This is a genomic window from Clostridium sp. CM74B_53 (assembly GCF_036318045.1).
GTDB lineage: Bacteria > Bacillota > Clostridia > Lachnospirales > Lachnospiraceae > Pilosibacter.
Genome location: NZ_JAWQDE010000007.1, coordinates 164674 through 188000, shown reverse-complemented (window position 1 = coordinate 188000; position 23327 = coordinate 164674). Strand labels below are relative to the sequence as shown.

At 50.3% G+C, this 23327-nt stretch carries 21 protein-coding genes and 1 tRNA gene; 20 read left to right on the top strand and 2 right to left on the bottom strand.

The window, feature by feature from the left end; genetic code table 11:
* The coding region (locus tag V2546_RS08425; protein WP_329751987.1) for a transposase at positions 1–308 on the top strand (308 nt) is incomplete at its 5' end.
* A 181-nt stretch (positions 309–489) separates the two neighbouring features.
* Here the strand turns inward: V2546_RS08425 and V2546_RS08420 are convergent.
* Positions 490–563: transfer RNA gene (locus tag V2546_RS08420), tRNA-Pro, on the bottom strand.
* 132 nt (positions 564–695) lie between these two features.
* On the opposite strand from V2546_RS08420, the gene V2546_RS08415 reads away from it, so the two are divergent.
* From V2546_RS08415 to V2546_RS08350, 14 genes are all read left to right on the top strand, one after another.
* Positions 696–1070 carry a DUF3783 domain-containing protein gene (locus V2546_RS08415; protein ID WP_118531855.1) on the top strand — a complete coding sequence of 125 codons (375 nt, stop codon included), beginning with the start codon at positions 696–698 and terminating at the stop codon, positions 1068–1070.
* 131 nt (positions 1071–1201) lie between these two features.
* Positions 1202–2683 carry a polyphosphate:AMP phosphotransferase gene (pap, locus tag V2546_RS08410; protein ID WP_329752051.1) on the top strand — a complete coding sequence of 494 codons (1482 nt, stop codon included), beginning with the start codon at positions 1202–1204 and terminating at the stop codon, positions 2681–2683.
* Positions 2680–3912 carry a BaiN/RdsA family NAD(P)/FAD-dependent oxidoreductase gene (locus tag V2546_RS08405; protein WP_142411190.1) on the top strand — a complete coding sequence of 411 codons (1233 nt, stop codon included), beginning with the start codon at positions 2680–2682 and terminating at the stop codon, positions 3910–3912. Before pap ends, V2546_RS08405 begins: the two co-directional genes overlap by 4 nt.
* Before the next feature lie 54 nt (positions 3913–3966).
* Positions 3967–4638: a (d)CMP kinase gene (cmk, locus tag V2546_RS08400; RefSeq protein WP_118297828.1), complete on the top strand. Its 672-nt coding sequence runs from the start codon at positions 3967–3969 to the stop codon at positions 4636–4638.
* A 1-nt stretch (position 4639) separates the two neighbouring features.
* Positions 4640–5485 carry a 4-hydroxy-3-methylbut-2-enyl diphosphate reductase gene (gene ispH, locus V2546_RS08395; RefSeq protein ID WP_329752050.1) on the top strand — a complete coding sequence of 282 codons (846 nt, stop codon included), beginning with the start codon at positions 4640–4642 and terminating at the stop codon, positions 5483–5485.
* Positions 5473–6552, top strand: coding sequence for a 30S ribosomal protein S1 (gene rpsA, locus V2546_RS08390; RefSeq protein WP_118297830.1), 1080 nt, complete (start codon positions 5473–5475; stop codon positions 6550–6552). Before ispH ends, rpsA begins: the two co-directional genes overlap by 13 nt.
* A 315-nt stretch (positions 6553–6867) precedes the next feature.
* A complete protein-coding gene (locus tag V2546_RS08385) occupies positions 6868–7602 on the top strand; it encodes a hypothetical protein (protein WP_329752049.1) in 735 nt (244 codons plus the stop codon).
* A 112-nt stretch (positions 7603–7714) separates the two neighbouring features.
* Positions 7715–7864: an alpha/beta-type small acid-soluble spore protein gene (locus V2546_RS08380; RefSeq protein ID WP_118297892.1), complete on the top strand. Its 150-nt coding sequence runs from the start codon at positions 7715–7717 to the stop codon at positions 7862–7864.
* 152 nt (positions 7865–8016) lie between these two features.
* Positions 8017–9111, top strand: a complete 1095-nt coding sequence (locus V2546_RS08375) for a cobalt-precorrin 5A hydrolase (RefSeq protein ID WP_329752048.1) — start codon at positions 8017–8019, stop codon at positions 9109–9111.
* Between the two features lie 56 nt (positions 9112–9167).
* The gene (locus V2546_RS08370) at positions 9168–10244 is read left to right on the top strand and encodes a bifunctional adenosylcobinamide kinase/adenosylcobinamide-phosphate guanylyltransferase (RefSeq protein ID WP_329752047.1); all 1077 of its coding nucleotides are present in this window, start codon (positions 9168–9170) and stop codon (positions 10242–10244) included.
* Positions 10244–11332: a pyridoxal phosphate-dependent aminotransferase gene (locus V2546_RS08365; RefSeq protein ID WP_118531843.1), complete on the top strand. Its 1089-nt coding sequence runs from the start codon at positions 10244–10246 to the stop codon at positions 11330–11332. Before V2546_RS08370 ends, V2546_RS08365 begins: the two co-directional genes overlap by 1 nt.
* A gap of 217 nt (positions 11333–11549) precedes the next feature.
* The gene (gene guaB, locus V2546_RS08360) at positions 11550–13004 is read left to right on the top strand and encodes an IMP dehydrogenase (protein ID WP_118531841.1); all 1455 of its coding nucleotides are present in this window, start codon (positions 11550–11552) and stop codon (positions 13002–13004) included.
* A 102-nt stretch (positions 13005–13106) separates the two neighbouring features.
* Positions 13107–14018 carry an AEC family transporter gene (locus V2546_RS08355; RefSeq protein WP_329752046.1) on the top strand — a complete coding sequence of 304 codons (912 nt, stop codon included), beginning with the start codon at positions 13107–13109 and terminating at the stop codon, positions 14016–14018.
* Between the two features lie 124 nt (positions 14019–14142).
* The gene (locus tag V2546_RS08350) at positions 14143–15696 is read left to right on the top strand and encodes an ABC-F family ATP-binding cassette domain-containing protein (protein ID WP_118531837.1); all 1554 of its coding nucleotides are present in this window, start codon (positions 14143–14145) and stop codon (positions 15694–15696) included.
* Positions 15697–15816: 120 nt separating this feature from the next.
* On the opposite strand, the gene V2546_RS08345 is transcribed toward V2546_RS08350, so the two are convergent.
* Positions 15817–17235, bottom strand: a complete 1419-nt coding sequence (locus V2546_RS08345; RefSeq protein ID WP_329752045.1) for a spore germination protein — start codon at positions 17233–17235, stop codon at positions 15817–15819.
* 796 nt (positions 17236–18031) lie between these two features.
* On the opposite strand from V2546_RS08345, the gene V2546_RS08340 reads away from it, so the two are divergent.
* From V2546_RS08340 to V2546_RS08320, 5 genes are read left to right on the top strand one after another with little or no spacing between them, the layout of a single operon-like run.
* Positions 18032–19963 carry an NAD(+) synthase gene (locus V2546_RS08340; RefSeq protein WP_329752044.1) on the top strand — a complete coding sequence of 644 codons (1932 nt, stop codon included), beginning with the start codon at positions 18032–18034 and terminating at the stop codon, positions 19961–19963.
* Positions 19960–20742, top strand: a complete 783-nt coding sequence (locus V2546_RS08335; protein ID WP_118531830.1) for a TrmH family RNA methyltransferase — start codon at positions 19960–19962, stop codon at positions 20740–20742. Before V2546_RS08340 ends, V2546_RS08335 begins: the two co-directional genes overlap by 4 nt.
* A gap of 12 nt (positions 20743–20754) precedes the next feature.
* Positions 20755–21207 (top strand): NfeD family protein, encoded by a 453-nt coding sequence (locus V2546_RS08330; protein WP_118531828.1) that lies wholly within the window; start codon positions 20755–20757, stop codon positions 21205–21207.
* 35 nt (positions 21208–21242) lie between these two features.
* Positions 21243–22178 carry an SPFH domain-containing protein gene (locus tag V2546_RS08325; protein ID WP_118531826.1) on the top strand — a complete coding sequence of 312 codons (936 nt, stop codon included), beginning with the start codon at positions 21243–21245 and terminating at the stop codon, positions 22176–22178.
* The gene (locus V2546_RS08320; protein WP_329752043.1) at positions 22162–23307 is read left to right on the top strand and encodes a patatin-like phospholipase family protein; all 1146 of its coding nucleotides are present in this window, start codon (positions 22162–22164) and stop codon (positions 23305–23307) included. Before V2546_RS08325 ends, V2546_RS08320 begins: the two co-directional genes overlap by 17 nt.
* The last annotated feature ends 20 nt before the right edge of the window (positions 23308–23327 follow it).

Sequence of the window (23327 nt, the reverse complement as noted above, 5' to 3'; positions counted from 1 at the left end):
CACCTATGGAAAAGCGCAATAAAGTGCTGATGGTTTCAAAAACAATGAGCCAGAAACGCGCAGAAGATCTGGAACGGATCACAAGTGAGTATGGAACGATGCTCCGTATGAATCGCAGTATTCAGGCAGAAGGTTCTTTTGCTGACGTAAAAGAGGACATGAATTTTCGAAGATATCTGTATCGTGGAAAGGCAAATGCACTGGCAGAGAGCATCCTTCTGGCGATGGGACGAAATATCAATAAGCTTCATTGCAAGATTCAGACCGGAAGAACGGGAAGTTATCTTTTTCCATTAAAAAGGGCATAGATTTTGATAGTTGAAAACAAAACAGCCTGAAATCAGGCATGCCGAAAGGGATGCCTGGGAATGAACTGCGTTTATAAAGAATGGCATCGAAAACATAACCGATTTCGATGCCATTTGGGCATAAAGCAGGGCTGCCGCCCAGCAAAAAATATTTGCTAATGCGACAGCCCCCTTATAAAAATCGGGGCAACAGGATTTGAACCTGCGACCTCTCGGCCCCCAGCCGAGCGCGCTACCAAGCTACGCCATACCCCGGAAGTAAATTCATTATATCAGAATCCAGGGAAAAATCAACAAAAAAATCATGGATCTTTCTGTGCCGTTGCAAAGCTGCACGGGAATTGATATAATGAAATACATGAAAACAGGAAGGAATCAGAAAAATATATGAAACCTACGATCCTTTTATACCATCTGCCGGAGGGCGAGAGACTGTTAAAGATCAAAAAAGCGCTGTTTCCACTTGGAATGAAGCTTCGCGCAGTGAAGAAGGAAGAGTATCTGGAACCGGTGGGATATCTCGCAGGAGTGAAGGAGATCACTTCCTGCGGCGAGATCTACGACGGAGAGGACTTTGAAAAAGAGATGATGGTGATGGCAGGTCTTACGTCCGGACAGGTGGACCGGGTGATCCTGGCGCTCAGAAAGGCAGGAGCCGGACGGATCGACTACAAGGCAGTGCTCACACCGACGAACCAGAACTGGAATGCGCTGAAATTGTATGAAGAGCTTGCGGGAGAGCACGCGCGGATGAATCAGTAAAAAGCATACCCGGACGGGAATTGGAAGAAACTGATGACAGATCGTGCCAGGGCGGAAAAACTGCAAATAGGCATGGGAAACAAAAATGGTTAAGAATGTCTGATCGGACCATAGAGTGGAGGAATCAGCCGATGAAAGATGAAAAAAAGCAGAAAAAAGAAGTCCTGAAAAAAGAGATGGAAAGACTTGGAAGCCTGCAGCGGGAATGTAAGGAGGAAAAGATCCCGGTCTATCTCCTGTTTGACGGGTATGATGGCGCCGGAAAGGGCGTTCAGATCGGGCGTCTCATGCAGGCGCTTGATCCGAGAGGATTTGACGTTTACACCGGAGACAAGGATACCGAGGAGGAGGCACTCCGCCCGTTCCTCTGGAGGTTTGCGGTCCATGCCCCGGCAGCGGGGCGGATCGCGATCTATGACACGAGCTGGTACCGGGGAGTCCAGGCGGACCGCTTTGAGGGGATCCTGAAGGAGAAACAGGTGGATGCAGCGTTTGAGGATATTCTTGCATTTGAACGCTGTCTCGTGGACGGCGGAACAGTCATCGTGAAGCTGTTCCTCGAAATATCGGAAAAAGAACAGGCAAAACGGTTTGAAAAACTCCTGGGATCAAAGGATACCGCATGGCGCGTGACAGAAAAAGAGCGTGAGAGGAATGCCCACTACGGAAAATACAAAAAGATCAGCGACGAGATGATCCGCCGGACCGATATGCCTTACGCACCCTGGTATGTGATCGATGCGAAGGATAAGACGGAAACGGCCCTTACAGTGATAAAGACGGTGGCAGATGTTCTGGAAAAGGCGCTTGAGAAAAAACGGGCAGGAAAAGAGCCGGAACTTTTTGAAGCTCCGCTCCCGCCGGACCGGTATGAAAAAGGGATTCTTGCGAAAGCGGATCTTACGAAGAGCCTCAAGGAGGCAGAGTACCGGAAAAAACTGGCAAAGCTCCAGAAACGCCTGGAGACGCTCCACGGGGAACTCTATCGTCTGCGGATCCCGGTGATACTGGGATTCGAGGGATGGGATGCGTCTGGAAAAGGCGGCGCGATCAAGCGTCTGACAAGCCACCTCGACCCGAGAGGTTACAAGGTCTGCCCGACGGCATCCCCGAATGACCTGGAAAAATCCCACCACTATCTCTGGAGATTCTGGAACAATGTGCCGAAGGCCGGACATATCGCGATCTTCGACCGGACCTGGTACGGAAGAGTCATGGTGGAGAGGATCGAGGGATTCTGCTCCGAGGCAGACTGGCATCATGCCTACCGGGAGATCAACGAGATGGAAACGCATTTCGTCAATTCCGGAGCACTTGTCCTGAAATTCTGGATCCAGATCGACAAAGATGAGCAGGAACGGCGCTTCAATGACAGGATGAAAAATCCGAAGAAACAGTGGAAGATCACGGACGAGGACTGGAGAAACCGGGAGAAGTGGGATTCCTATGTCCTTGCAGTGAATGAAATGCTGGAAAAGACCTCCACGAAGGACGCACCCTGGATTGTCGTGGAAGGAAATTCCAAATGGTATGCGAGGATCAAGGTCCTCGAGACTGTGGCGGACGCCATGGAGAAAAAGATAAAAGAAGTGGAAAAAGATAAGAAGAAATGAGTAAAGTTGTGATTATCGGCGGCGGGGCAGCGGGAATGGCTGCTGCCATCGGCGCCGCGGAGTGCGGACATGACGTCTCCGTCTATGAAAAAAATGAAAAGCTTGGAAAAAAGATCTATATTACAGGAAAAGGAAGATGCAACCTGACAAACGGCTGCGATACGGAGGACCTGTTCAGACACATGGTCTCCAACGGAAAATTCCTCTACAGTGCGATCTACGGGTTCACGAATTTCGATATCGTGGATCTCGTGGAGGCAAATGGCTGTCCGGTAAAGGAAGAGCGCGGCGCAAGGATGTTCCCGGTATCGGATCATGCATCCGATGTGACAGGGGCTCTGGAGCGGAAGATGAGATCCCTCGGCGTAAAGATCTTTCTGAATGAGCCGGTAAAGGATATCGTGATCCGCGAGGAAAAGGCAGCCGGGATCATCTTGGAAAAATCAGGAAAGACCGTAGAGGCCGACGCGGTGGTGATCGCCACAGGCGGACTTTCCTACCCGTCTACAGGGTCTACCGGGGACGGATACCGGTTTGCAAAGGAGGCAGGCCATACGGTGACACCGCTGTCACCGGCGCTTGTCCCGTTCGTGTGTGCGGAGGACGATGTGAAAGAGCTTCAGGGACTTTCCCTGAGAAATATAGAGGTGACGGTCTGGAACGGAAAGAAGGTTCTCTGGAAAGAATTCGGGGAAATGCTGTTTACCCATTTTGGCGTCAGCGGACCGGTCGTTTTAAGCGCCAGCAGCTATGCTGCGAAGATCATCAGAAAAACGCCTCTTAAGATGGATATCGACCTGAAACCGGCGCTCTCGAAAGAGCAGCTGGACGCCAGGATCCTGCGGGATTTCGACGAGGCGAAGAATAAGCAGTTCAAGAACGCGCTGAACCATCTCTTCCCGGCAAAACTGATCCCTGTGATGATCAAAAGAAGCGGGATCGATCCGGAAAAACAGGTCAATGAGGTGACGGCTGAGGAGCGGAAGCGCCTGGTTGACCTCACGAAGGCATTCACGGTAACGCTCACAGGACTTCGCGGATATAATGAGGCGATCGTGACCCAGGGCGGCGTGAATGTGAAGGAAGTAAATCCGTCCACGATGGAGTCGAAGAAGTTAAAAGGTCTCTACTTCGCCGGAGAGGTCCTTGACCTGGACGGCGTCACCGGCGGATTCAACCTGCAGATCGCCTGGTCGACGGGAATGCTGGCCGGAAGAAGTGCGGAATAAATGAACAGTCACGAATAAATAAAAAAACTTGAAATAAACTAAGGGGAGAATGACATGTCTTTTAATGTAGCGATCGACGGCCCGGCAGGGGCCGGAAAGAGTACCGTGGCAAAATCTGTCGCGGCACTGAAAAACTTTATCTATGTGGACACCGGAGCGATGTACCGGGCCATGGCACTCTATTTTCTTCGAAAAGGCATCGACAAAACGGACGAGAGTGCGATCAACGCCGCGTTGGGTCAGGTGGAGATCACGATCCGCTATGAGAACGGTGCGCAGCAGGTGATCTTAAACGGTGAGAATGTGTCCGGTCTGATCCGCACCGAGGAGGTCGGAAATATGGCATCTGCGACTTCTGTCTATAAAAAGGTCCGGGAGAAGCTTGTAGAACTCCAGAAGGAGCTGGCGAGACAGGCGGACGTCATCATGGACGGCCGCGATATCGGAACCTGCGTCCTTCCGGATGCCGACGTGAAGGTGTATCTGACTGCAAGCTCCGCAGTCCGTGCAAAACGCCGCTACAATGAGCTCAAAGAGAAAGGCACTGACTGTGATCTCGACGAGATCGAGAAGGACATCATCGACCGGGACTACCGGGATATGCACCGGGAGAATTCTCCGTTAAAGCAGGCGGAGGATGCGGTGCTTCTTGACAGCTCCGACATGACTCTGAAGGAAGTTGTGGACGCGATCGTTGCGATGATCGAGAAAAAGCAGGGTGCGTGACATGGAAGTAACAGTGGCAAAGACAGCGGGCTTCTGCTTTGGCGTGAAGCGTGCTGTGGAAAAAGTATATGAGCAGATCGGAAAGACGGAAAAACCGATCTACACCTACGGTCCGATCATCCACAATGAACAGGTCGTGGGGGATCTTCAGGAAAAAGGAGTGGAGGTCATCGACACTCTGGAAGAGCTGAGGACGATCCGCGATGCCGTTGTTGTGATCCGTTCCCACGGCGTCGGAAAAGATGTCTATGACATTTTGAAAGAAAACGGAGTGGAGATCGTCGATGCCACATGTCCGTATGTAAAAAAGATCCACCGGATCGTGGAAAAACAGACCGCAGAGGGAAGAAGAGTCCTGATCGTCGGCAGTGAGGACCATCCGGAAGTGCAGGGCATCAAGGGCTGGGGTGATGAGAGGACAAAAGTCATCGAAAACATGGATGATTTCCGCAGACTGGAATTACCGGAGGACGAAAAGCTTTGTATCGTATCCCAGACGACATTTAATTACAAGAAATTTCAAGATCTAGTTGAAAAAATTTCTAAAACGCGGTATGATATAACTGTTTTAAATACGATTTGCAATGCAACACAGGAAAGACAAGTGGAAGCGATGAGGATAGCCTCGCAGGTGGACGTGATGCTGGTTATCGGCGGGAAACACAGCTCGAATACCCAGAAGCTATACGATATCTGCCGGAAGGAATGTAAAAACACCTATTACATCCAGACTCTGGGCGACTTTAATCCTGAATGTATTAGTTCTGTGCGCAGTGTAGGTATTACGGCCGGGGCGTCAACCCCAAACAATATTATCGAGGAGGTTCATACTAAATGTCAGAATTAAGTTTTGAACAAATGTTAGAAGAATCATTAAAAACAATACGTACAGGAGAGGTTGTCACCGGTAAGGTCATTGACGTAAAAGAAGACGAAATCGTTTTAAATATTGGTTACAAGTCTGATGGCATCATTACCCGCAGTGAATACACAAACGAGTCCAATGTAGACTTAAGAAATCTTGTACATGTTGGTGACGAGATGGAAGCCAAAGTCGTAAAGGTGAACGACGGTGAAGGTCAGGTTGCTCTTTCTTACAAGAGACTGGCTGCAGACAGAGGAAATAAGAGACTTGAGGAAGCATTCGAGAACCATGAAGTTCTTACTGCCAAGGTTTCCCAGGTTCTTGACGGCGGTTTAAGCGTGATCGTGGACGAAGCAAGAATCTTCATCCCGGCAAGCCTTGTATCCGACGTATATGAGAAAGATTTATCCAAATATGCTGATAAAGAGATCGAATTCGTGATCACAGAATTCAATCCGAGAAGAAGAAGAGTCATCGGTGACCGCAAGCAGCTTATCGTTGCTAAGAAGGCTGAGATGCAGAAAGCTCTCTTCGAGAAGATCGCTGTAGGCGACAAGGTAGAAGGAACTGTTAAGAACGTAACTGATTTCGGTGCATTCATCGATCTCGGCGGCGCTGACGGTTTACTCCACATCTCCGAGATGTCCTGGGGCAGAATCGAGAACCCGAAGAAAGTATTTAAGGTTGGCGATAAGGTAACAGCTCTCATCAAAGACATCAACGGTGAGAAGATTGCCCTTTCCATGAAGTTCCCGGAGACAAATCCGTGGGCAAACGCTGCTGAGAAGTACGCAGTAGGCAACGTAGTTACTGGTAAAGTAGCTCGTATGACTGACTTTGGTGCATTTGTTGAGCTTGAGCCGGGCGTAGACGCTCTGCTTCACGTATCCCAGATCTCCAGAGAGCACGTTGCAAAACCGGCTGATGTACTTTCCATCGGTCAGGAGATCACTGCAAAGATCGTTGACTTCAACGAGGCAGACAGAAAGATCAGCTTAAGCATGAAGGCTCTTGAGGCTGACAACGCACAGGAGCAGACAGAGGAGTAATCCGGAAGTCTTTGATCTGAAATGAATTTTTTGGGACATCACAGTTGTGATGTCCCTTTTTTGGCTTAACGGGAAATTTCAACGGAACTCCCTGTTAAGCAAAAGGGCATTGCCTGCCCGGGGTGCGCACTCCAAAGTGCCCGGATTGCCGCAGAAATGCCGCAATCCGGATCCTTTCTACAAAAATGCGTAAGGGATTTGTAAATGAAATCCTAGTGTATTTTCAAGAATTATATGCTAAGATATGCCTACAAAAAAGAAAACAGCTGCGACAACTTTTTTGAAATCTGGAAAATTTGAGGAGGAACTGATATTATGAAGAATATGAAAAAAATGACTGCGCTGGCATGTGCAGCGATGATGATGGCATCTATGGGAATTACCGGATGTGCAAAGGCGGACGGACAGACAAAGGAAGAGACAAAAGCTGTTGTCGTTGAGACTCCGGCAGGAACGGAAACTTCCGCAACGACAGAAAATGAGGCGACAATGCTTCCAGGCGGCGAAAACCCGGAGGGCACAGGAGCGGAGGCAGAGAGTGAAGACGCTCCGTTTGTCGGCACCGTTGTTTCCATGGAAAACGGTGAGCTTACGATGAACCGCCAGGTCGGGGATTCTACCGAGGAAGTGATCATCACGATCTCTGATGATACAAAGATCCTCGACGGCGTCAACGGTTACCCGGTTGAAGCAGATACTCTGACGGAAGGAAAAGCAGTGAACGTTTATGTGGGACCGGCGATGACAATGAGTCTGCCGCCGATCGCGAACGGGATCATGATCATCACGGATGTTCCGGAGGACGCGGCGTTCCCGAAATATACCCAGGTAGAGAGCCTTGATCAGGGAAGTGCAGACGGAGAGTTCGTTTTAACAACCGTGGATGGCAGCGAATACACGATCACGGCTGAGACAAGACTTCTTCCGTATCTGACTAAAAATATCGTTTCCGAGGAAGATCTCACAGAGGGAACCGATATCCTCGTCTGGACATCTGCAGATGATGCCGCAAAGACAGAGAAGATCGTGATCTTCCAGAGCGGAAACTAAGGGAATAAAAAGACAGGATCCGGGCATACTTCCTTTACGGAAGGAGTGTGGACCATTGTCTAAAAAGAAAAGGGAACCGATCGATCCGGAGCATATAAAGCCGGAGGATCGGATGAAATTTGAGATCGCGAAGGAACTGGGACTTGCCGACAAGGTTGTAGCCGGCGGGTGGAGGTCACTCACTGCAAAGGAGAGCGGACGGATCGGCGGTCTTATGACAAAAAAGAAAAGAGAGCTGTCTGCGGGGGAAGAACACATCTGATGAGGAGAAAAAGGAAAATTTTCGGACCGAAAATTCCTACCCGCAAAAAGTAACAGGAAAACTGCCGTTGAACAACCGGCAGTTTTCTTTTATAATGAGGAAGAAAGAGTTTGGCTGAATGCAAGTGAGACATGATCCGGAGAGGATGGAAGATGATGAAGGTATCGCTCGTCTGCTTTACGAGAATGGGATTTGAAACGATGAAAAAGATCGCCGGGACGGGGAGTGCCGGCGGAAATGAGGAAAAATGGGACACGTCGCTGTGGGTCGCAGGGCGTTACGCGCTCCGGCTTGCCAGGGAAGATGCCGGTCTTCCTTATCAGGCGATCGCGGAGGGCGGACTTTCCGCGTGGACCGGGGCGGAGTTTCAGCGCTCGGATGCGCTTATTTTTGTCGGCGCCTGCGGGATCGCTGTCCGCGCCATCGCCCCGTTCGTGCAGGATAAATTCCATGATCCGGCCGTTCTCTGCGTGGATGAGGCGGGAACGTTCGTGATCCCGCTCCTTTCCGGTCATGTCGGAGGAGCAAACCGCCTGACGGAGTTTGTGGCCGGTGGGATCGGGGCGGTCCCTGTCGTCACGACGGCGACGGATGTGGAACGGAAATTCGCAGTGGATGTCTTTGCAAAGGATCACGGGCTTGTGATCACAGACCGGGTACTTGCAAAAAGGATCTCGGCGGATATTCTTGCGGAGGAACCGGTTGGCGTGTTCTCGGATTTCGGCTTTTCAGGATGGAAAAAAATACCGGAAGGACTGTTTCACGACCGGCTCTGTAAACGGAATATCCGGATCACGGTGTCGGACCGGGAGAAGGACGGGATCCCGTCAGACCGTGTCCTGCGCCTCGTACCGAGGTGTGTGGCACTGGGGATCGGATGCAAACGGGGAACTCCCGCGGAGAAGATCCGAGAGACGGTGGAGGACGCTATGAGGCGGAACGGGATCGACCTCAGAAGCGTCTTTGCGGTCGCGAGTATCGATATCAAAAAGCAGGAACAGGGGATCATCGATTTTGCAAATACGCTGCAGGTCCCGTTTCTCACCTTTTCCAGTGAGGAGCTGAACAGCCAGCCGGGAACGTTTACAGAGTCGGAATTTGTCAAAAAGACGACGGGAACCGGAAATGTCTGCGAGAGATCTGCGGTGGCAGCCTGCCGGATGGGAGTCAGAGACTGCCGGATCTTATTTAAAAAGGAAGCGGGAGATGGCGTGACGGTGGCGGCGGCGTATGATCCCAGGCTGTAAAAAGATGCTATGCGGCAGCGCTTGTGATGTACACGGATAATAGGAGAGAAGAGACTATGATGATTCTTGTAAACGGAGGCAGTTCGAGCGGAAAATCGGCATTTGCGGAATCGCTGATCCTTGAACAGGATAAAAGAGAACGGGCGGAAGAAAATAAGACCTGCCCATCCTGGTATCTGGCGACGATGATCGCCTGGGATGAGGAGTGCAGGGAGCGGATCCAGAAACACCGGAATATGCGGGCGGAGAAGAATTTCAGGACGATCGAATGTCCGGTGGATCTTGAAACGGCGGAGATCCCGGCTGGGAGCCGCTGTCTTCTGGAATGCGTTTCAAACCTTGCGGCGAATGAGATGTACCGGGGAGATATGAAGAATCCGGAGGAACATGCAAAAGAGAGGATCCTTGCCGGAATCGAAAAGGTCAGGAAGAAGTCCGGCTTTTTCGTGATCGTGACAAATGATGTCTCCGGAGATCAGGGGGCATACTCGGAGGAGACGGAAGAGTACCGGAACCTTCTGGGAGAGATCAATATTGCGCTGGCCGGGGAGGCCGATGAAGTGTATGAGGTCCTCTGCGGAATTCCGGTAAAGATAAAAACTGCGGAGAAGAACACGGCTCAGAGAGAGGACAAGGAGAAAATGGAGCATATGACAGACGGGATCACGCTGATCACAGGGGGAGCGCATCAGGGGAAAGCGAAATTTGCCATGAAAAGGGCGGTGGAGAACAGAGAAGACCGCTTTATCTGTGCGGCGGACGGAGAAAAAACGCGATTTGCCGATGCGTTCAACGCGGAGGTGATCTTAAATCTTCATATATATATAAGAAGAATGATCAAGGATCCGGACGAGTCGGGACTGCGGACGGAATATCCGGCTGGAAATGAGGAAAATTGCGGGGACAGGGCGGAAGCGTGCATGTACCGCTTTCTGGATGAAATTCTGGAAAAAAATCCGGCAGCAGTCATCACCTGTGATGAGATCGGCTGCGGGATCGTCCCGGTGGACGCGGATGACCGCCTCTGGCGTGAGATGACCGGGGACGCGTGCCAGTATCTGGCAGCACGCGCGGGAACGGTCTTTCGCGTTGTCTGCGGGATCCCGGTGCTGTTAAAAGGCGGTGAGCAGTGATGGAATACGGACACGGCGGTGATGTTTACCGGAACCGGAACGTGGAGCTTGACTTTTCGATCAATGTAAATCCACTGGGGATGCCGAATTTTGTGTGGGAGGCGGCGATGAAGAGCATCGCACTCAGCACCAGATACCCGGACAGTACCTGCGGAGCACTCCGCGCGAGAATGTCGGAACTTACCGGGATCCCGGGGGAGATGATGATCTTCGGGAACGGCGCTGCGGAGCTGATCTTCCGGCTGGTGCAGACGTTATGCCCGAAGAAAGCCGCGATCCCCGCCCCGTCTTTTATGGAATATGAGACCGCACTGAAAGCATGTGGGACGGAAGTTTCCTTTTTTTACTTAAAAGAATCGGAATCCTTTTTTCTAAACATTTCCGAATATCTGGAATTTCTGAAAAAAGAACGCCCCGATATGATCTTTTTGTGTACACCGGCAAATCCGACCGGTGCGATGATGAGAAAAGCGGATCTCTTAAAGATCCTCGACTACTGCAAAAGAGCGGGGATCGTTGCCGTGATCGATGAATGCTTTATCGAATTCTTAAATGAAGAAAAGGCGGATGGCTGTATCCGGGAATTTCTGGCGTGGAAGGAAGGAATGCCGGAAAATGGGGGAACGTTATTTCTCCTCAGGGCATTTACGAAGACATACGCGATGGCGGGACTGCGGATCGGCTATGGATTCTGCACGGATCCGGGACTTATCGAGCGGATGGAAGAAAACTGGCAGCCGTGGAGCGTATCGATCCCGGCCCAGGAAGCTGGGCTGGCGGCTCTTTCGGATGAGCGGATCCCGTTCCTGAAAAAAATGCGGGAGCTGGTGGAAAAGGAGAGAAAGGTTCTCTCGGACGGACTCACAAAGGCGGGATTTACAGTGTTCCATTCGGAGGCGAATTTCCTTCTGTTTAAGGATTTTAAGACGGAGCAGGAATCGTGGCTGTACGAGTTTTTTCTGGAACACGGGATCCTGATCCGGTCCTGCAAAAACTACAGGGAACTCGATTCGAGATTTTACAGGATCTGCGTCCGGACGCACGAGGAAAATCTTGAGTTTCTGGAGATCCTGAAAGAGTACCGGTAATTCCGTATGGCGAGGCTGGAACTGCCGGGCTGAAAAATTTTCGGAAATTTATAAGCAAAAATAATAAAAAAGTGAAAAAAATTATATGAATTGACGGTTGCTAAAATTCGACAAAGCTGTTATACTCTAGGATAATAACTGGAACTGACGCAACGACAGTTTTTAGTTATATTTTTTTTAAACATAATAAAACAGAAGAAAGAGAGGGAACCATAAAATGGGTAAGATCATTGGTGAAGGTATTACATTTGATGATGTGCTCCTTGTACCTGCATATTCTGAAGTAATCCCAAATCAGGTTAATGTTTCAACACACCTGACAAAGAAAGTCAAACTCAATATTCCATTTATGAGTGCCGGCATGGATACCGTTACTGAGCACCGCATGGCGATCGCTATGGCGCGACAGGGCGGAATCGGTATCATTCACAAAAACATGTCGATCGAGGCGCAGGCTGAAGAGGTAGATAAGGTAAAACGTTCTGAAAACGGAGTTATCACAGACCCATTTTATTTGTCCCCGGAACATACATTAAAAGATGCAGATGAGCTGATGGCAAAATTCCGCATTTCCGGTGTTCCGATCACTGAGGGTAAAAAGCTTGTCGGAATCATCACAAACCGTGATCTGAAATTTGAGGAAGATTATTCCAAGAAGATCAAAGAGTGCATGACTTCCGAGCATCTGGTTACAGCTAAAGAAGGCGTAACCATGGAAGAAGCAAAGCGCATTCTTGCAAAGGCAAGAGTCGAGAAGCTTCCGATCGTCGATGAAAACTTTAACTTAAAAGGACTCATTACGATCAAAGATATCGAGAAACAGATCAAGTATCCGAACTCCGCAAAGGATGACCACGGAAGACTTCTCTGCGGTGCCGCAATCGGAATCACAGCAAATGTTCTTGAGAGAACGGAAGCCCTTGTAAATGCAAAGGTCGATGTTGTTGTTCTCGACTCTGCGCACGGACACTCTGCGAACGTTATCAACTGCGTAAAGATGATCAAGGAGAAATATCCGGATCTTCAGGTAATCGCCGGTAACGTTGCAACGGGTGAGGCTACAAGAGCCCTGATCGAGGCCGGCGTTGACGCTGTCAAGGTTGGTATCGGACCGGGATCGATCTGTACGACACGTGTCGTTGCAGGTATCGGTGTTCCGCAGATCACTGCTGTTATGGACTGCTATGCAGTTGCGAAGGAGTACGGTATTCCGATCATCGCCGACGGCGGTATCAAGTATTCCGGAGATGTTACAAAGGCTCTCGCAGCCGGCGGTAATGTCTGCATGATGGGATCCATGTTCGCGGGCTGCGATGAGAGCCCGGGAGACTTCGAACTTTATCAGGGAAGAAAATATAAAGTTTACCGTGGAATGGGATCTATTTCTGCTATGGAGAACGGCAGTAAGGACCGTTACTTCCAGTCGAACGCGAAGAAGCTTGTTCCGGAAGGCGTTGAAGGACGTGTTGCTTACAAGGGATTCGTTGAGGATACCGTATTCCAGATGCTGGGCGGTCTTCGTGCCGGTATGGGATATTGCGGTGCTCATGATATCAAAGAGCTTCAGGAGAACAGTCGTTTTGTTAAGATCTCCGCAGCCGCACTCCGCGAGAGCCATCCGCATGATATCCACATCACAAAAGAGGCTCCGAACTACAGCGTAGACGAATAATTTTAATCCCGAGAGGGCAGCAAAAGGCTGTGCAGGCGGCGGAAACGCTGTTCCCTGCACAGCCTTTTTTCGGACTGTGTGTATTTAGAAATAAGGGACCAGATGGAAAATTTTATGAAGATGCTTTCGACCCAGGCGATCCTGCTCGTGTACATGGCGGTGGGATTTTACTGCAGAAAGCGTGGAATTATTGAAAAAAAGATGCAGGGAAAGCTCACGGATTTTGTTCTCAGGATCACGCTGCCCTGTATGATCTTTAACTCCTTCAGCATGCATATCACATTGGACATGTTAAAACAGGCGGCCCTGTGTCTCGGAGTGGCGTTTTTTATCTGCTTCGCGGCATGGCTCGGTGGAAAAGTTGTCTACAACATGTATCCGAAGGAGAAAAAATCCGTCTTACAGTATGCCACACTCGTCAATAACGCGGCGTTTTTGGGGCTGCCGATCGTGAAGGCGGTGCTCGGCGAGGCGGGAATGTTCTTGGCGTCGATCTTTATTATCCCGAACCGTATCTTTATGTGGACGGCGGGAGTATCGATTTTCACGGCGGAGGCGGATAAAAAGGCTGCGTTTAAGAAGGTCATGCTGAATCCGTGCGTGATCGTGATCTTTATCGGACTTTTCAGGAGCTTCACAGACTTTACTCTGCCGGAATTTCTGGCAAAGTCTATCACAGGACTTGGAAACTGTACAACTCCGCTGTCCATGGTCCTGATCGGAACGATGATGACGGAACTGACACCGGCGTCCTTTAAGGACTGGAGTACTGTGTACCTGGCGTTTATGCGCCTTGTGGCACTGCCGTTTCTGGCGCTCTTTATCATGCGCCTGTTAAATGCAGATCCGATCATGACAGGGTGCGCGGTGATTCTTACAGCGATGCCTGCGGGAAGCACGACGGCGCTTCTGGCGGAGAAATATGGATCGGATCCGGTGTATGCGTCGAAATGTCTGCTTACCAATACACTGTTCTCTTTGATCACAATTCCGATCATGACATTATTTATATGATATCAGGGTCAAAAGGTCTGAAGTCCGACGCAAGCTTGCTTGCAGTAGTATAGGTTTACCTGGGGTTCCAGGAGAAAGGGAAAACGGCTGAATTATAAGGAAAAGCCGGAATAAAAGAAGTTTTATGAGTATTTTAAATGTAGAACACCTGAGCCATGGTTTCGGAGACCGGGCTATCTTTACGGACGTTTCTTTCCGCCTGTTAAAGGGGGAACATATCGGTCTCATCGGAGCAAACGGTGAGGGAAAGTCCACATTTATGAATATCATCACCGGAAAGATGATGCCGGATGAGGGAAAGGTCGAATGGTCGAAGAATGTCCGTGTGGGCTACTTAGACCAGCATACCGTGCTTGAGAAGGGTATGACGATCCGCGACGTGCTTAAGAGTGCCTTTTCCTTCCTCTTTGAGATGGAGGAGAAGATGAACGACATCTGCGCGAAGATGGGAGACGCCTCTGAGGAAGAGATGAACGCCATGATGGAGGAGCTGGGAACGATCCAGGATCTTCTGATGGCGCATGACTTCTATATTATCGACTCCAAGGTGGAGGAGATCGGACGCGCCTTCGGCCTCGACGAAATCGGTCTTGACAAGGATGTTGACGAGCTCTCCGGCGGACAGAGAACGAAGGTCCTCCTTGGAAAGCTTCTTCTTGAAAAGCCGGATATCCTGCTCCTCGACGAGCCGACAAACTATCTGGATGTACAGCATATCGAGTGGCTGAAGCGGTATCTTCAGGATTACGAGAATGCCTTTATCCTGATCTCCCACGATATCCCGTTTTTAAACAGCGTGGTAAACCTGATCTACCATATGGAGAACCAGAAGCTTGACCGCTATGTGGGTGACTATGACCGGTTCATGGAAGTCTACGAGATGAAAAAGAGCCAGTTGGAGGCAGCTTACAACCGCCAGCAGGCAGAGATCGCGAAGCTTCAGGATTTCGTCGCGAGAAACAAGGCCCGCGTCGCGACGAGAAATATGGCGATGTCGAGACAGAAGAAGCTGGACAAGATGGAGGTCATCGAGCTTGCAAAGGAAAAACCGAAGCCGGAGTTCCATTTCCTGAATGCAAGGGCAACCGGAAAACTGATCTTTGAGACGAAGGATCTTGTGATCGGTTATGATGAACCACTTTCAAAACCGCTTAATTTCCTCATGGAGCGCGGCGAGAAGATCGCGGTCATTGGCGCCAACGGTATCGGAAAGACCACCTTCTTAAAGAGCATTCAGGGCCTGATCCCGGCAATCTCCGGAAGTGTTGAGGTCGGTGATTACCAGTTTCCTGGCTACTTTGAGCAGGAGATGGCACCGGGAAATACGACGACCTGTATCGAGGAGATCTGGAAGGAATTTCCGTCCTACACCCAGTACGAAGTCCGCTCTGCTCTTGCAAAGTGCGGCCTGACTACAAAGAATATCGAGAGCCAGGTCCGTGTTCTCTCCGGCGGTGAGCAGGCAAAGGTCCGTCTCTGTAAGCTTATGAACCGGGAGACAAATGTCCTTCTTCTCGATGAGCCGACGAACCATCTGGATGTGGATGCGAAGGATGAGCTTAAGAGAGCACTTCAGGAGTACAAAGGAGCAGTCCTCCTCATCTGCCACGAGCCAGAGTTCTATGACGGACTGGTGTCGAAGGTTTGGGATCTCAGTAAGTGGTCGTTGAAGATTTGATATATTTACAATTGAAGAAATCCGTGTCCTGTACAACGAAATCTGCAGGACACGGATTTTTTGTGCAATGGGAAATTCCGGTAAATGAAATGCATCAATACGGAATTTACCGGAAAATGGTCAGCGTTTATTTTTCTCTGTATGCGGCAGCCGTCCCCGGAGGAATCTCTTTTTGATCTCCGGCCACGAAAACGGGATCAGCGGATAGATATAGCTCTTTCCGGCGATGGTGCGGTTGAATACGATGGAGCAGACGGCGATGGCGGTGCCGAGGATGAAGCCCCAGACGTTTAAGAGGGAGGTGAGGATCAGCAGGATCACACGCATGAATTTTAGCGCGTAACCCATCTCGAAGCTTGCCTGAGAGTAATTGGCTATGGTGACAAACGCCATGTAGAGCATGGTTTCGGAATTGAACCAGCCGGATTTTACAGAATATTCGCCGAGAACAATACCGGCGATAACACTTAACGGTGTGGTCAGCATGCTCGGCGTATTGACTGCGGCGAGACGCAGGCCGTCAATGGCAAATTCCAGGATCAGAAGCTGGAAGATCAGGGGAACGTACATGTCATCTGCCAGTTTGATAAATTCCAGCCAGCCTGGGATCCAGTTCTGATTCTGCATAAAGAGAAGCCACACCGGGGTCAGAAACAGGGTGAGAAATGAGACTGTCATTCTGGAAAGACGCAGGTAGGTTCCGGTCACCGGCGGGAAGTAATAGTCATCTGCCTCCTCGATAATGTCAAAGACTGAGGATGGCAGGATCATGCAGGCGGGGGAATTGTCAACAAGGATGACGATGTTTCCCTCCAGAATAGACGCCGCAGCCGTGTCCGGACGTTCAGAAAAACGGAATTTTGGGAACGGGTTGAACCATTTGTGGGGAAAGATACATTCTGCCAGACTTTCCTGATTCATAGTCAGAGCATCTACATGCAGATTTTCGATGCGGTCCTTGATCTTATTTAGCAGATCCTCGTCCACACGACGTTTCATGTAGCAGATCGCGATGTCTGTGTGGGAGCTTTCTCCGGTCTGCATGATCTCCACCGTGAGATTCACGTCCCGGATCCGGCGGCGGATCAGGGCGGTATTGAAGATCATGGTCTCCACGAAGCCATCCCGGGAGCCTCGGAGCACCTTGTCTTTTTCGGGCTCCGAAACCCCACGGGCCGGGTAAGTACGGCAGTCGATGAGGATTGCCCGGTCATACCCGTCGATTAAAAGACAGGAGAGGCCGGAGAGAAGCTGAGTGAAGATGATGGTATCATCGGTCTCGATGGTGGTTTCGCCGTAGTGGACATGCTGCTTTGCAAAGTCATGGGCGGATGCCGGGAAAGCATCCGGCTTTATGGAGGCGAAGTCCTGCATCAGCCGCAAAAGGATCTCATCCTTTGTGAAGCCGTCCACAAAGTACAGGCAGGCATTTTTGCCGGCGATGGTCAGCGTGCGGTAGACAATGTCAAAGTTCTTTGAAATGTCCAGAATTTCGTGAAAGTGTGAGATGTTCTGGTCGAAGTTGGTTGAAATATTCATGGCTCATTGGTCCTTTCGAGGATAATTACAGTGTAAAGGCAACGCTTCAGCAAAGCTGCGGATTTACTGTGATGGCTGCAGTACAGTATAGGATTTCTTAAAAATATGAAATTATGCGGGGATACATGGCATCTGTATGTCACCAGCAAATGTGTGCAGTATACAAAATTCTGACTATATCGGACAGAACGGCCATAGAATGGATTGTTTTTTTGTAAAAACAACGAATTTGCTTTTCTGTGACGGACGTTTGTACGGAAGATAGTAAATATATACAATAAAATTGTGCAAATTTAACTATATTTACCATAGCATTTCCGGTAATATTTTGTTATACTGCATAAGCATTGAAATTGAAGGGGTATCAATTTCGAGGAACTGTATAATGCAAGGAAATTGTACGTGAATGAAAGGCTGTGCTCAGTGGGGGAGCACAGCCTTTCGCCATTCCAGCGTTGCCCATATGCAGTTCAGCGAATGCGAGTGTCTATGCAGGCAGGTTTGCAGCGCACACGTACTTGCTGAACTGACACATGGTCGAACGATTCATGAAATATATATAAAACAATCGAAAAGCCATAGCTCTTTTCAGAAAAAAAGTGTATAATAAAAAGTAATCATTCAGCCATGCGGAAATTTTCAAAACAATAGAAAGCACCGTTTATGACTGAATTGTTGTATAACGGGTAGCTGCGAAGATACGGAACAGTTGCTGTAACGGAATACACTCCAGGATTGACTGAACATCTGCGCGCAGCGCGGCCATCAAAGTCAGAATAGATTAAGGAGAATAGACATGAAAGATGGATTTATCCGGGTGGCGGCAGCCACCCCAGATTTAAAGGTTGCGGATCCGGTGTTTAACCGGGAGCAGACCTGGAAGATGATGCAGGAGGCGGCGGATCAGGACGTAAAGATTCTGGTGTTCCCGGAACTGGGGCTTACCGGATATACCTGCGGTGATCTGTTTTTACAGGATACGCTGGTCGATCAGGCAAAGGAAGAACTCTTATGGCTCTTAAATGCATCAAAAGCGATGGATATGCTGACCTTCATCGGACTCCCGTGGATGAAGGACGGAAAACTTTATAACGTGGCGGCTGTTATCAAGAGCGGAGAATTATTGGGACTCGTTCCGAAGAGACATCTCCCGAACTATTCTGAGTTCTACGAGCTCCGCCACTTCAATCCGGGTCCGGTAAAGCCTGATGTGGTAGAGTGGGGAGAACGCCTGGTCCCGTTTGGAAGCAAGGTTTTATTCCGCTGTACAAATATCCCGGAACTTGTAGTTGCCGCGGAGCTCTGTGAGGATGTTTGGACGATGGATCCGCCCAGTGTATCCCACGCGAAGGCCGGAGCTACCGTGATCGCAAACTGCTCCGCCAGCGATGAGACCACAGGGAAAGCGGGATACCGTGAGACACTGATCGCCGGACAGTCTGCCCGCCTCGTATGTGCGTACATCTATGCCAATGCCGGAGAGGGCGAGTCCACCCAGGACCTCGTCTTCGGCGGACATGATATCATTGCCGAGAACGGAAATATCCTTGCGGAATCCGAGCGTTTCAAAAACGGCATGATCACGGCGGACATCGATCTTTACAGACTTAAAAACGAGAGAAGAAGAATGACCACATGTCAGCCGGGTGCGGAGACTGAGGACTATGATTACATGGACTTCACCTTAAATAAAACGGAGCTCACATTAAAACGCTATGTCGATCCGGCACCTTTCGTTCCGTCAAACGAGAAAGAGAGAACCGCACGCTGTGAGGAGATCTTAACGATCCAGGCGATGGGCTTAAAGAAACGTCTCGCCCACACCGGTGCCAAGAGCGCGGTTGTAGGAATCTCCGGCGGACTCGACTCCACCCTGGCACTTCTCATCACAGCGAGAGCCTTCGATATGCTGGGCATTTCGAGAGAAAATATCCTCTCCGTCACGATGCCGTGCTTCGGAACTACGGACAGAACCTACAACAACGCAGTCACGCTCACAAAGAAGCTGGGTGCGACATTAAGAGAGGTAAATATCAGAAAAGCAGTTTCCACCCACTTCGAGGATATCGGACATGATCCGGCGATCCATGATGTGACTTACGAGAACTCTCAGGCGAGATACCGCACATTGATCCTTATGGATCTTGCGAACAAGACAAACGGTATGGTCATCGGAACCGGAGATATGTCCGAGCTGGCTCTCGGCTGGGCTACTTACAACGGTGACCACATGTCCATGTATGGCGTGAACGCTTCTGTTCCGAAGACACTGGTCCGCCATCTTGTCCGTTACTACGCGGATACCTGCGGTGACAAGGCCCTTGCGGATGTTCTTTACGATGTTCTCGATACCCCGGTGAGCCCGGAGCTTCTGCCGCCGGAGGACGGAAAGATTTCCCAGAAGACGGAGGACCTGGTCGGACCTTACGAGCTTCACGATTTCTTCCTCTATTATATTCTCCGTTACGGTTATCATCCGGCGAAGATCTACCGCCTGGCGAAGATCGCTTTCGCGGGAGTTTACGAGGACAAGGTGATCTACAAGTGGTTAAATACCTTCTACCGCCGGTTCTTCGCACAGCAATTCAAGCGTTCCTGCCTGCCGGACGGCCCGAAGGTCGGATCTGTTGCGGTTTCTCCGAGAGGAGATTTGAGAATGCCGAGTGACGCGGCGAGACGGATCTGGATGGATGAAGTGGAGAAACTTGACCCGGAGGCAGATCGATGATCACGAGTACAAAAAATGATCAGGTAAAAGCGGTCATCGAGTTAAAGAAGAAAGCGAGAGCGAGAAACGAACAGGGACTTTTCGTTGTCGAGGGAGTGCGGATGGCCGCTGAGCTCCCGAAGGATCAGGTTAAAAGTATCTATGTTTCTGAAACCTTCGCGAAAAATCCGGAGAATGCCGCAATTCTTGCAGAATACCCGGGATATGAACTTGTCAGTGATCAGGTGTTTGCGGCAATGTCCGATACACAGACGCCTCAGGGTGTGCTGGCACTTGTCAGACAATTTTCCTATGGAATGGAGGATCTTTTAAAGAATGATCGTCCCGCCCACCTGATGGTTCTGGAAAATCTTCAGGATCCGGGAAATCTCGGAACGATCTTGCGAGCCGGAGAAGGTGCGGGGATCACGGGACTTATCATGAGCCGTGACACTGTGGACCTCTATAACCCGAAGGTGATCCGCTCCACCATGGGATCCGTGTTCCGTGTCCCGTTCTATTATACGGATGATCTGGAACAGACGGTCCTGGATCTGAAGGCGCGGGGAATCCGTGTTTTTGCGGCCCATCTTGCAGGAAAGAATAATTACGAACAGGAAGATTATACTGGTAATACAGCATTCCTGATCGGAAATGAGGGAAACGGGCTGACAGAAAAGCTTTCCAACCTGGCAGATACCTGGGTGAAGATCCCCATGGCGGGAAAGGTGGAGTCCTTAAATGCCGCCATCGCAGCATCGATCCTGATGTTCGAGACGGCGAGACAGCGGCGCGCGTAAAGGAGTGATTTTATGGATATGATCGGATGGCTGGTAGCCTTTGTAATTCTGATCGGAATCGAGGCGGCGACTATGGCGCTCACGACGATCTGGTTTGCAGGCGGCGCGTTGTTTGCGTTTTTCGTTGCGATCTTTGGCTTTTCTGTCAAAATGCAGCTTGTAGTATTTCTGGTCGTATCGTTTCTCATGCTGCTCTTTACGAGACCGCTCGCAGCACGGTTCATCAACCGGGAAACCGTGAAGACGAATGTGGACGGACTGATCGGAAGAAAGGCGAAAGTGATCACAAAGATCGACAACAATGAGCCGTCCGGAGTTGCAGTCGTCAATGGGCAGGAGTGGACGGCGAGATCTGCGGATGACGCAGTGACGATCCCTGTGGGGACCCATGTGCTCATAAAGGAAGTCCGGGGCGTGAAGCTTATTGTGGAACCGGTTTCCGAAACCTCTGAAAGCCAGAAATAAAATTTTTCCCAAAACTCATAAAGGAGGATTTAAATATGCCAGCAATTTTAGTATTAGTACTGATCTTTATCATTCTGCTGATCCTTGTTTCCTGCATCCGTATCGTGCCTCAGGCACAGGCGATGGTCGTGGAGAGGCTTGGCGCATACCTGGAAACCTGGAACGTGGGAATCCACTTTAAGGTTCCGTTTATCGACCGTGTTGCAAAGCGCGTTCTCTTAAAAGAGCAGGTCGTTGACTTTGCACCGCAGCCGGTGATCACAAAGGATAACGTAACCATGAAGATCGATACGGTCGTGTTCTTCCAGATCACGGACCCGAAGCTCTACGCATACGGCGTTGAGAACCCGATCATGGCGATCGAGAATCTGACCGCTACTACGCTCCGCAACATCATCGGTGATCTGGAGCTCGATCAGACGCTGACCTCCCGTGAGACCATCAATACAAAGATGCGTTCCGCGCTGGATGTTGCGACAGACCCGTGGGGAATCAAGGTCAACCGTGTGGAGTTAAAAAATATTATTCCGCCGGCAGCGATCCAGGATGCCATGGAGAAACAGATGAAAGCTGAGCGTGAACGCCGTGAGGCGATCCTCCGCGCGGAAGGTGAGAAGAAGTCTACGATCCTTGTGGCAGAAGGTAAGAAACAGTCCGCGATCCTCGATGCGGAGGCAGATAAGCAGGCAGCGATCCTTCACGCGGAGGCGGAGAAGGAGAAGCGGATCCGCGAGGCGGAAGGACAGGCTGAAGCGATCTTAAAGATCCAGCAGGCAAATGCTGATGGTATCCGGATGATCAAGGAGGCAGGTGCTGATCAGGCAGTTTTACAGTTAAAGAGTCTTGAGGCATTCGCGAAGGCGGCAGACGGTAAGGCAACAAAGATCATCATTCCGTCTGAGATCCAGTCCCTGGCCGGCCTTGTGACAAGTGTAACGGAGATTGCAAAGAAGAGTGAAACTGAGAATTGATCTTGAAAAAGAATATGGGATCGTCTTAGAGGGCGGCGGAGCCCGGGGTGCGTACCAGATCGGCGTCTGGAAAGCGCTCCGGGAAGCCGGCGTTAAGATCAGGGGAGTCGCGGGAACGTCAGTAGGGGCGTTGAACGGCGCACTGATCTGTATGGATGACCTGGAAAAAGCGGAGGAGATCTGGGGGACTATGACCTACTCCACGGTATTCCGGGTGGATGATCCCATGATCGCAAAACTAAAGAAATTCGGCGTTCGATCCATGAAAATGACCGACGCGGCGGCAGAATTCAAACGGCTGTTTTCAGACAGGGGGCTTGATATCGCCCCACTCAAAAAACTTCTGGAAGAGACGGTGGATGAGGAGCGGATCAGGCGCTCACCACGTGATTTCTGTGCCGCGTCATTTTCAGTCACGGACCGGAAGGAAGAGGACTTTGATGTGAAGGAAGCGCCGCCGGGAACCATGAAGGACATGATGATGGCCAGCGCTTACTTTCCGGGCTTTAAGCAGGAAAAAATCGGCGGAAAGACGTATCTGGACGGCGGCAGCGTCAACAATGTCCCGGTCGATCTTCTGACGGACCGGGGATATAAAGATATCATCGTGATCCGCCTTTACGGGATCGGCGTGGACCGGAGAAAGTTTATGGAGATTCCGGCGGACGTGACGATCCATGAGATCGCACCGGGGAGAAATCTTGGCGGGATCCTGGAGTTTGACAGCGCAAGGACGAAGAAAAACATGAAGCTCGGCTATTTCGACGGGCTGAGATTTCTTTACGGACTCTGTGGGCGGAAATATTATCTTGACATGCCATATTCCGAGGCGTATTATTTTGGCAGGATCATGTCGGAGCTTGACCTCTTTAAGATCTGGCTGAAACCGTATGTGAAAGAGGACGAATTCGCGAAGCTCACGGGTTACCGTGTCTACACGGAAAAGATCTTTCCGTTTCTCGCAAAGAAGCTGAGGCTTTGCAGCGAGTGGGACTACAGGGATCTTTACGGTGCGGTCCTTGAGCTGTTTGCAAAAAAGATGCAGTTGGAAGTCTACCGTGTATACACGCCGGATGAGATCGTTGGGAAGATCCATGAACTGCTTTCGGATAAGCTGACGGTAGGATAGAGATATGAGGAGAACGCTGA

Coding starts and splice junctions, on each gene's coding strand:
- V2546_RS08380 (WP_118297892.1), top strand. CDS start 7,715: ATGAAATTTGAGATCGCGAAGGAACTGGGACTTGCCGACAAGGTTGTA.
- V2546_RS08405 (WP_142411190.1), top strand. CDS start 2,680: ATGAGTAAAGTTGTGATTATCGGCGGCGGGGCAGCGGGAATGGCTGCT.
- rpsA (WP_118297830.1), top strand. CDS start 5,473: ATGTCAGAATTAAGTTTTGAACAAATGTTAGAAGAATCATTAAAAACA.
- V2546_RS08385 (WP_329752049.1), top strand. CDS start 6,868: ATGAAGAATATGAAAAAAATGACTGCGCTGGCATGTGCAGCGATGATG.
- V2546_RS08330 (WP_118531828.1), top strand. CDS start 20,755: ATGGATATGATCGGATGGCTGGTAGCCTTTGTAATTCTGATCGGAATC.
- cmk (WP_118297828.1), top strand. CDS start 3,967: ATGTCTTTTAATGTAGCGATCGACGGCCCGGCAGGGGCCGGAAAGAGT.
- V2546_RS08375 (WP_329752048.1), top strand. CDS start 8,017: ATGATGAAGGTATCGCTCGTCTGCTTTACGAGAATGGGATTTGAAACG.
- guaB (WP_118531841.1), top strand. CDS start 11,550: ATGGGTAAGATCATTGGTGAAGGTATTACATTTGATGATGTGCTCCTT.
- V2546_RS08370 (WP_329752047.1), top strand. CDS start 9,168: ATGATGATTCTTGTAAACGGAGGCAGTTCGAGCGGAAAATCGGCATTT.
- V2546_RS08345 (WP_329752045.1), bottom strand. CDS start 17,235: ATGAATATTTCAACCAACTTCGACCAGAACATCTCACACTTTCACGAA.
- V2546_RS08355 (WP_329752046.1), top strand. CDS start 13,107: ATGGAAAATTTTATGAAGATGCTTTCGACCCAGGCGATCCTGCTCGTG.
- V2546_RS08335 (WP_118531830.1), top strand. CDS start 19,960: ATGATCACGAGTACAAAAAATGATCAGGTAAAAGCGGTCATCGAGTTA.
- V2546_RS08365 (WP_118531843.1), top strand. CDS start 10,244: ATGGAATACGGACACGGCGGTGATGTTTACCGGAACCGGAACGTGGAG.
- V2546_RS08350 (WP_118531837.1), top strand. CDS start 14,143: ATGAGTATTTTAAATGTAGAACACCTGAGCCATGGTTTCGGAGACCGG.
- pap (WP_329752051.1), top strand. CDS start 1,202: ATGAAAGATGAAAAAAAGCAGAAAAAAGAAGTCCTGAAAAAAGAGATG.
- ispH (WP_329752050.1), top strand. CDS start 4,640: ATGGAAGTAACAGTGGCAAAGACAGCGGGCTTCTGCTTTGGCGTGAAG.
- V2546_RS08340 (WP_329752044.1), top strand. CDS start 18,032: ATGAAAGATGGATTTATCCGGGTGGCGGCAGCCACCCCAGATTTAAAG.
- V2546_RS08325 (WP_118531826.1), top strand. CDS start 21,243: ATGCCAGCAATTTTAGTATTAGTACTGATCTTTATCATTCTGCTGATC.
- V2546_RS08415 (WP_118531855.1), top strand. CDS start 696: ATGAAACCTACGATCCTTTTATACCATCTGCCGGAGGGCGAGAGACTG.